Below are 6,165 nucleotides of genomic sequence, written 5' to 3'. Positions count from 1 at the left end.
GCCAGCACGCCCGCCAGCACCGCCACCGCGACGATCGCCACCAGCGCCGACGGGAAGACCCGGTACGCCCCGAAGCGCGCCTGCATCAGGTACTGCTCGACCAGCGGGCGGCCGGCGAACGCGGCGCCGATGCCGAGCAGCAGCCCGACGGCCGCCCCGCCCGCCCCGAGCACCACCCCGTCGGCGAGCACAATCCGGCGCAGGTGCGCGGCGTCCCCACCGGCGACCGCGACGAGGGCGAGGTCCCGCCGCCGGCGGCGGACGCCGACCGCGAAGGCCGGGCCGACCAGCAGCACCACCTCCAGCAGGCCGAGCCCGCCGACCAGCACCGTGTTGCCGGTCGCCTCGGCGTCGGGCAGGTTCGGTCCGGTGGCCATCTCCTCCCGGCCCGGCAGCGGGGTCCGGGCGGACACCAGGATCCCGTTAGCGTTCAACCGGTCGGCCAGCGCCGCGTCGACGGGCCCGGGCAGATCCACCAGCCAGTTCTCGTCGATCGTGCCGGGAGGACCGGGCGGGACCTCCGGCCGCAGCGCGACCACCTCCCGCAGGTTGTCCGGGAACTCCACCACCCCGACCACCCGGTAGGTCGTGCCGTCGACGGTCCGCACCGGCTCGTCGAGCCGGGCGCCCAGCCGGCGCAGGGCGGCCGGGCTCACCGCGATCTCGTCCGGCCGGCTGGGCCGCCGGCCCTCGCGGAGGGTGGCCAGCGGCTGGGCGAGCGGGTCGGTCAGGTCGACGGCGCGGGCGTCGAACGACGTGGTCTTCCCGTCGATCCGCACCTCGAACGGCAGCCACAGGCGCACCCGGGTGAGCCGGCTGCCGGCGGGTAGCAGCGCGCGCACCTCGTCGGCGGTCACCGGGCGCGTCGGCGGCACCGAATCGCCCCCGACCGGCCAGGAACCCTCGCCCCAGGCGTCCTGGGCGATGGCGCTCAGGTCGATCCAGCGCAACATCGCGTCGGCCCCGCCGAGTTGCCGGTCCATCCGCTCGGCCCGGGTCAGCTCGGCCATGTCGTAGCTCACCGCGGCGAAGGTCAGCCCGAGCACCGGCAACGCGATCATCGCCAGCACCAGCGCGGTACGTCGGCGGGCCCGGCGGGCCTCCCGACGGGCGATCCGCAGCGCGGCCCGCCACGACCCGAGCGTGGCGGCGAGCCGGCCCCGGTTCACCGACCGCTGCCGCTGAGCAGGTGCTCGACGCCGACCAGCGGGGCCGTCGAGTCGACCAGCACCCCGTCGCGCAGGAAGACCACCCGGTCCGCCCAGCCGGCGTGCCGCGCCTCGTGGGTGACCAGCACCCCGGCCGCGCCGGCGTCCACCCGGCGGCGCAGCAGGTGCAGCACCGCCTCGCCGGCCTGCGAGTCGAGCGCGCCGGTGGGCTCGTCGGCGAGGACCAGGCGGCGCTCGCCGACCAGGGCGCGGGCGATCGCCACCCGCTGCTGCTGGCCGCCGGACATCTGGTCGGGGAACCGGTCCGCCAGCCCGGCCACGTCCACCTCGGCGAGCGCGGCCAGGGCGAGCCGGCGGGCCGCCCGGACACCGGCGCCGTCCAGTTCGAGGGGGAGCGCCACGTTCTCCACCGCCGTGAGGCTGCCGAGCAGGTTCAGGTCCTGGAAGACGTACCCGATCCGGCGGCGGCGCAGCCGGGCCAGGTCGCGGGCGGGCAGGCCGCCGAGGGCCTCCCCCTCGACCAGCACCTCGCCGCCGGTCGGCCGGTCCAGCCCGCCGGCCAGGGCGAGCAGGGTGGACTTGCCGGAGCCGGAGGGGCCCATCACCGCCACCAGTTCGCCGGCGGCCACGGTGAGGCTCACCCCGCGCAGCGCGTGCACGGCGGCCTCCCCGGCGCCGTGGGTCCGGTGCACCGCCCGCAGTTCCAGCACTCCGCTCACGGCGCCACCTTGGTTCGCGACTGCGGGGCTCGCAAGATCGGCTCACTCCTCGCGCTCACCGGCGCGCCTCCTCGTCGGCCCGGTCCACCGCCTCCGGACGGGTGGCCGGCCGGCTCGGCGCCGGGCGGTGGCGGACCAGGCTCGTCTCGCAGTGGTCGAGCCAGCGGACCTCGGCCTCGGCCTGGAAGATCATCGCGTCCAGCACCAGGCGCCAGGGCAGGTCCTCCGGCTTGTCACTGGCGTACTTCAACCGGGTGAACTCCTGCAGGGCCCGCATGGTGGCGCTGCGCTGGGTCTGCACGACCGCGCGGACGTCCACGCCGGGGGTGGTGAGAGCCAGGGCCAGCTTGATCGACAGCTCGTCGCGGGGCCGGTCGGCCCGGCTGATCGGGGTGGCGAACCAGAGCGCCAGGTCCGCCCGCCCGGCGTCGGTGATCTCGTACGGCCGCTGCCCGGCCTCGCTCTCCGGCAGCGATCGGACCAGGCCGTCGCGCTCCAGCCGGGCCAGCGTCGTGTACACCTGCCCGATGTTCAGCGGCCAGGTCGACCCGGTCGACTCCTCGAACGCGGAGCGGAGCTGGTAGCCGTACATCTGGCCGCGCTCGAGCAGGGCGAGCAGGCCGTGGCGGATGGACATGGCGTGGAGTATGCATACCTGGTATGCGGTCCGCAACCGCCGGGCTCCGGCGGTTGACCAGGGCCTCCGCTCAGGCCTGGCGACCGGGGAACGGAACCGTGACCGGAGTCACCCCGGCGGTGCGCCGCCAGCGGGTGGCCCGCAGCGCGCAGTCGGTGAGCGCCGCGAGCGCCTTGTTCCGATCCGCCCCGGTGGTGTGCGGCAGCGCCGCCCGCCAGTGGCCGGCGGTCCGCTCCTCGATCTCCACGGCCAGCTTGAGCGCGCTCGCCCGGTCGGTCACCGGGTACGGCAGCGCGTAGCCGGCCCGGTCGGCGGGGACCTGGCCGCCGCCGGAGCTGAGCTGGAGGATGAGGGCGTCCCGGCGGGACCGGTGGGCCGCCTCGGCGGCGCGGGCGGCGGAGCGGGCCGCCTCGGTCAGGTGCACGCCGATCACCCCGTACGCCCAGATCGCCGCGTACTCGGCGGCGAGCGCGTCACCGAGGGCCTGGGCCGGGCCGCTGGTCGGGCTCACTTCAACGCCTCCACGTGGGTCGCCCGGGCCGCCGCGATCGAGCCGAGCAGCGCGGCCCGCTCGGCGGGCGCGGTGGCGCACGCCCGCGCGGCGTTGTCCCGGCCCTCCTGCTCGGCCTGCCGCAGCTCGGTCCGGACCGTGTCCGGATCGGCGGCGGCCACCGACGGGTTGGCGGCCGGGCTGCCGGACGGGGCCGGCCGTCCGATCACCTTGCGCAACTCCTCGGCGTGCGCCCGGTGCGCGTCGGCGATCGCGGTGAGCCGCTCGGCCAGCGCCGGGACGGCGGTGGCGGCGGCCCGGTGGCGGGCCTCCAGCGCGGTGGCCTCGGCCGCGAGCGGCTCCAGCGGATCCGGGGTTCGTGACTCGTCGTCGCGGTCGAAAAGATCACAGCCGGTCAGCGGCACGGCGGCGCCACCGAGCGCCAGCAGCGCCCCGGCGCGCAGCAGCATCCGCCGGGAATGCCCCGGTGCGCCCTGGTCCGTTGTCGTTCTGCCCGTCGCCACCGGACAAGTCAACACCATCTCCGGCGCGTTGTGGGCCAGAGGCGTCGGTGCGCCGCCCGGGCCGCCGCCCGGCCCGCGCGTTACGCTCTGCGCAGCCACCGGGCGCGGACGCCCCGGTGGCGTGCCGGCATGGCGGGCCGACCGGCCCGCCCGGGCAGCGACACGACCGGGCCCGCCGGGTCCGTGGCAACAGCAGAGAGGTGCGCCGAATGACGCAGCGTGGCCGTGCCACCCGGCCGACGGGGCCCTCCGGGCGCCCCCGCCGGTCCGACGGCCCCCGTGGCGCGGACCGGGGCGGCGCACCCCGCAGCGACCTGAACGCGCGCAAGGCGCGGCTGCGTGAGGTGATCGAGCCGGTGGTCACCGCCGCCGGCTACGACCTGGAGGACCTTTCCGTGTCCCGCGCCGGCCGCCGGCACGTGGTCCGGGTGATCGTGGACGCCGACGGCGGGATCAACCTCGACGGGGTCGCGGACGTCTCCCGGGCGGTCTCGGCGGCGCTGGACGCCGCCGAGGAGGCCGGCGGGGACATCGTGGCCGGCGAGTACCAGCTCGAGGTCAGCTCGCCCGGCGTGGACCGCCCGCTCACCCTGCCCCGGCACTGGCGGCGCAACGCCGGCCGGCTGGTCAAGGTGACCGTCCGCGGCCCCGAGGGGGACCGGCAGGTCACCGGCCGGATCGCCGCCGCCGACGACGAGCGCGTGGCGCTGGAGACCGACGCCGGCCGCGCCGAGCACCCGTACGCCGAGCTGGGGCCCGGCCGGGTCCAGGTGGAGTTCAACCGCCTGGACGAGGTGGCCGACGAGGACCTCGGTGACGACACCGACATCGACGACGAAGATCTGGAGGACGAGGAGAGGTGAACATCGACCTCGCGGCGCTGCGCGCCCTGGAGCGCGAGCGGGAGATCCCGTTCGACACGATCCTCGCGGCGATCGAGACCGCGCTGCTGACCGCCTACCGGCACACCGACGGCGCCGAGCCGCACGCCCGGGTGGAGATCGACCGCAAGACCGGGGCCGCCTCGGTGTACGCCCAGGAGGTGGACGCCGACGGCACCGTGGTCCGGGAGTGGGACGACACCCCGCACGACTTCGGCCGGATCGCCGCCATGACCGCCAAGCAGGTGATCCTCCAGCGGCTGCGGGAGGCCACCGACGAGGTGCACTTCGGCGAGTACGTCGGCCGCGACGGCGACCTGGTCACCGGCGTGGTGCAGGCGCACGAGGCGCGGTCCGAGAAGGGCATCGTCAGCGTCGACCTGGGCAAGCTGGAGGGCGTCCTGCCCCAGTCCGAGCAGGTCCCCGGCGAGCGGTACGCGCACGGCGAGCGGATCCGCTGCGTCGTGGTGCACGTGGCCAAGGGAATGCGCGGTCCGCAGATCACGTTGTCCCGGTCGCACCCGGCGCTGGTGAAGAAGCTCTTCGCCCTGGAGGTCCCGGAGATCGCCGACGGCACCGTGGAGATCGGCGCCATCGCGCGTGAGGCAGGTCACCGCACGAAGATCGCGGTGCGCTCGACCGCCCCGGGGGTCAACGCCAAGGGCGCCTGCATCGGTCCGATGGGCCAGCGGGTCCGTGCGGTGATGAGCGAGCTGCACGGCGAGAAGATCGACATCATCGACTGGTCGGACGACCCGGCCACCTTCGTCGGCAACGCGCTCTCGCCGGCCAAGGCGCTCCGGGTGGAGGTGGTCGACCTGGCCAGCCGGACCGCCCGGGTGACCGTCCCCGACTTCCAGCTCTCGCTGGCGATCGGGCGGGAGGGGCAGAATGCCCGGCTCGCGGCCCGGTTGACCGGTTGGCGGATCGACATCCGCTCCGACGCGGAGCAGAGTGGAGGGCCCGGCCGGGGCGGAGCTGATCACGTTCCCGAGGCGGGCGGCGCGATCTCGAGCAGCTAGGGGTAGACTTCCTCCAGTGGCACGACGCGCGCTGCCGGAGCGCACCTGTGTGGGCTGCCGGAAGCGAGCGCCGGCCAGCGAGTTGCTGCGGATGGTCGCGGTCGGGGACGAGGCTGGTCATTACAGCCTCCGGCCCGATCCGGGCCGCAGACTGCCGGGTCGGGGAGCGCACATGCACCCGGATCCGGCCTGCTTCGCGCAGGCGGTGCGGCGCCGCGCCTTCGGGCGGGCACTGCGAATCACCGGGGTCCTCGACCACGGTGCGCTCGCGGAGCACGTTGACGCGCAAACCCCGACGACCGGTCAACCCGACCGGTCGAGGGTCGCTAGCAAGGTAGGACGACCGACATGAGCACACGATGAAGTCCCTGAAATGACCAGGCTTCAAGTGCACGAGTGAGGTCGCTGCGGGTGCTGCCCGCACGACCTCGGAGTGAGGAGTGCAGTGGCAGGAAAGGCCCGCGTACACGAGCTCGCCAAGGAGCTCGGGGTCGAGAGTAAGACCGTTCTCGCCAAGCTCAAGGAGATGGGCGAGTTCGTGAAGTCCGCGTCCAGCACCGTCGAGGCGCCCGTCGCCCGACGGCTGCGTGGCGCATTCGTCGCGTCCGCCGGTGGCACCTCGGCGCCGGCCGCCCCCGCGGCGGCCGCCCCGAGCCCGGCAACGACCCCGACGCCGTCCCCGACCCCGGGCGCCCCCCGGGTCTCGGCCAAGCCGATGCCGCC

At 75.5% G+C, this 6,165-nt stretch carries 8 protein-coding genes and 1 pseudogene; 4 read left to right on the top strand and 5 right to left on the bottom strand.

Features of this window, described 5'->3' with window-relative positions; all coding sequences use genetic code 11:
* From B0E53_RS32045 to B0E53_RS32025, 5 genes and pseudogenes are all read right to left on the bottom strand, one after another.
* Nucleotides 1-1,169, bottom strand: a pseudogene (locus B0E53_RS32045) (ABC transporter permease); the annotation flags it as partial.
* Nucleotides 1,166-1,888, bottom strand: coding sequence for an ABC transporter ATP-binding protein (locus B0E53_RS32040; RefSeq protein WP_107079393.1), 723 nt, complete (start codon nucleotides 1,886-1,888; stop codon nucleotides 1,166-1,168). The pseudogene B0E53_RS32045 and the gene B0E53_RS32040, both read right to left, overlap by 4 nt.
* Nucleotides 1,889-1,943: 55 nt before the next feature.
* Nucleotides 1,944-2,525 carry a PadR family transcriptional regulator gene (locus tag B0E53_RS32035; RefSeq protein WP_107079392.1) on the bottom strand — a complete coding sequence of 194 codons (582 nt, stop codon included), beginning with the start codon at nucleotides 2,523-2,525 and terminating at the stop codon, nucleotides 1,944-1,946.
* A gap of 70 nt (nucleotides 2,526-2,595) precedes the next feature.
* Complete coding sequence (locus B0E53_RS32030; protein WP_091312216.1) at nucleotides 2,596-3,036, bottom strand: ferritin-like domain-containing protein; 441 nt, start codon at nucleotides 3,034-3,036, stop codon at nucleotides 2,596-2,598.
* Nucleotides 3,033-3,482, bottom strand: coding sequence for a hypothetical protein (locus B0E53_RS32025; protein ID WP_210406295.1), 450 nt, complete (start codon nucleotides 3,480-3,482; stop codon nucleotides 3,033-3,035). The genes B0E53_RS32030 and B0E53_RS32025 overlap by 4 nt, the downstream gene beginning before the upstream one ends.
* Nucleotides 3,483-3,748: 266 nt before the next feature.
* Here B0E53_RS32025 and rimP point away from each other — a divergent pair, with 266 nt between their 5' ends.
* The 4 genes from rimP to B0E53_RS32005 all read left to right on the top strand — a co-directional run.
* Nucleotides 3,749-4,402, top strand: a complete 654-nt coding sequence (rimP, locus tag B0E53_RS32020; RefSeq protein ID WP_107079391.1) for a ribosome maturation factor RimP — start codon at nucleotides 3,749-3,751, stop codon at nucleotides 4,400-4,402.
* The gene (gene nusA, locus B0E53_RS32015) at nucleotides 4,399-5,442 is read left to right on the top strand and encodes a transcription termination factor NusA (RefSeq protein WP_107079390.1); all 1,044 of its coding nucleotides are present in this window, start codon (nucleotides 4,399-4,401) and stop codon (nucleotides 5,440-5,442) included. The genes rimP and nusA overlap by 4 nt, the downstream gene beginning before the upstream one ends.
* Nucleotides 5,443-5,458: 16 nt before the next feature.
* Nucleotides 5,459-5,794, top strand: a complete 336-nt coding sequence (locus B0E53_RS32010) for a YlxR family protein (protein WP_107079389.1) — start codon at nucleotides 5,459-5,461, stop codon at nucleotides 5,792-5,794.
* Nucleotides 5,795-5,887: 93 nt separating this feature from the next.
* A partial coding sequence (locus tag B0E53_RS32005) for a translation initiation factor IF-2 N-terminal domain-containing protein (RefSeq protein ID WP_146167844.1) occupies nucleotides 5,888-6,165 on the top strand: 278 nt, incomplete at its 3' end.

This window comes from Micromonospora sp. MH33 (assembly GCF_003013775.1).
GTDB classification, from domain to species: Bacteria; Actinomycetota; Actinomycetes; order Mycobacteriales; family Micromonosporaceae; genus Micromonospora; species Micromonospora fulviviridis.
Note: the sequence above shows the minus strand (reverse complement) of the source record. Positions and strands in the feature narration are given on the sequence as shown.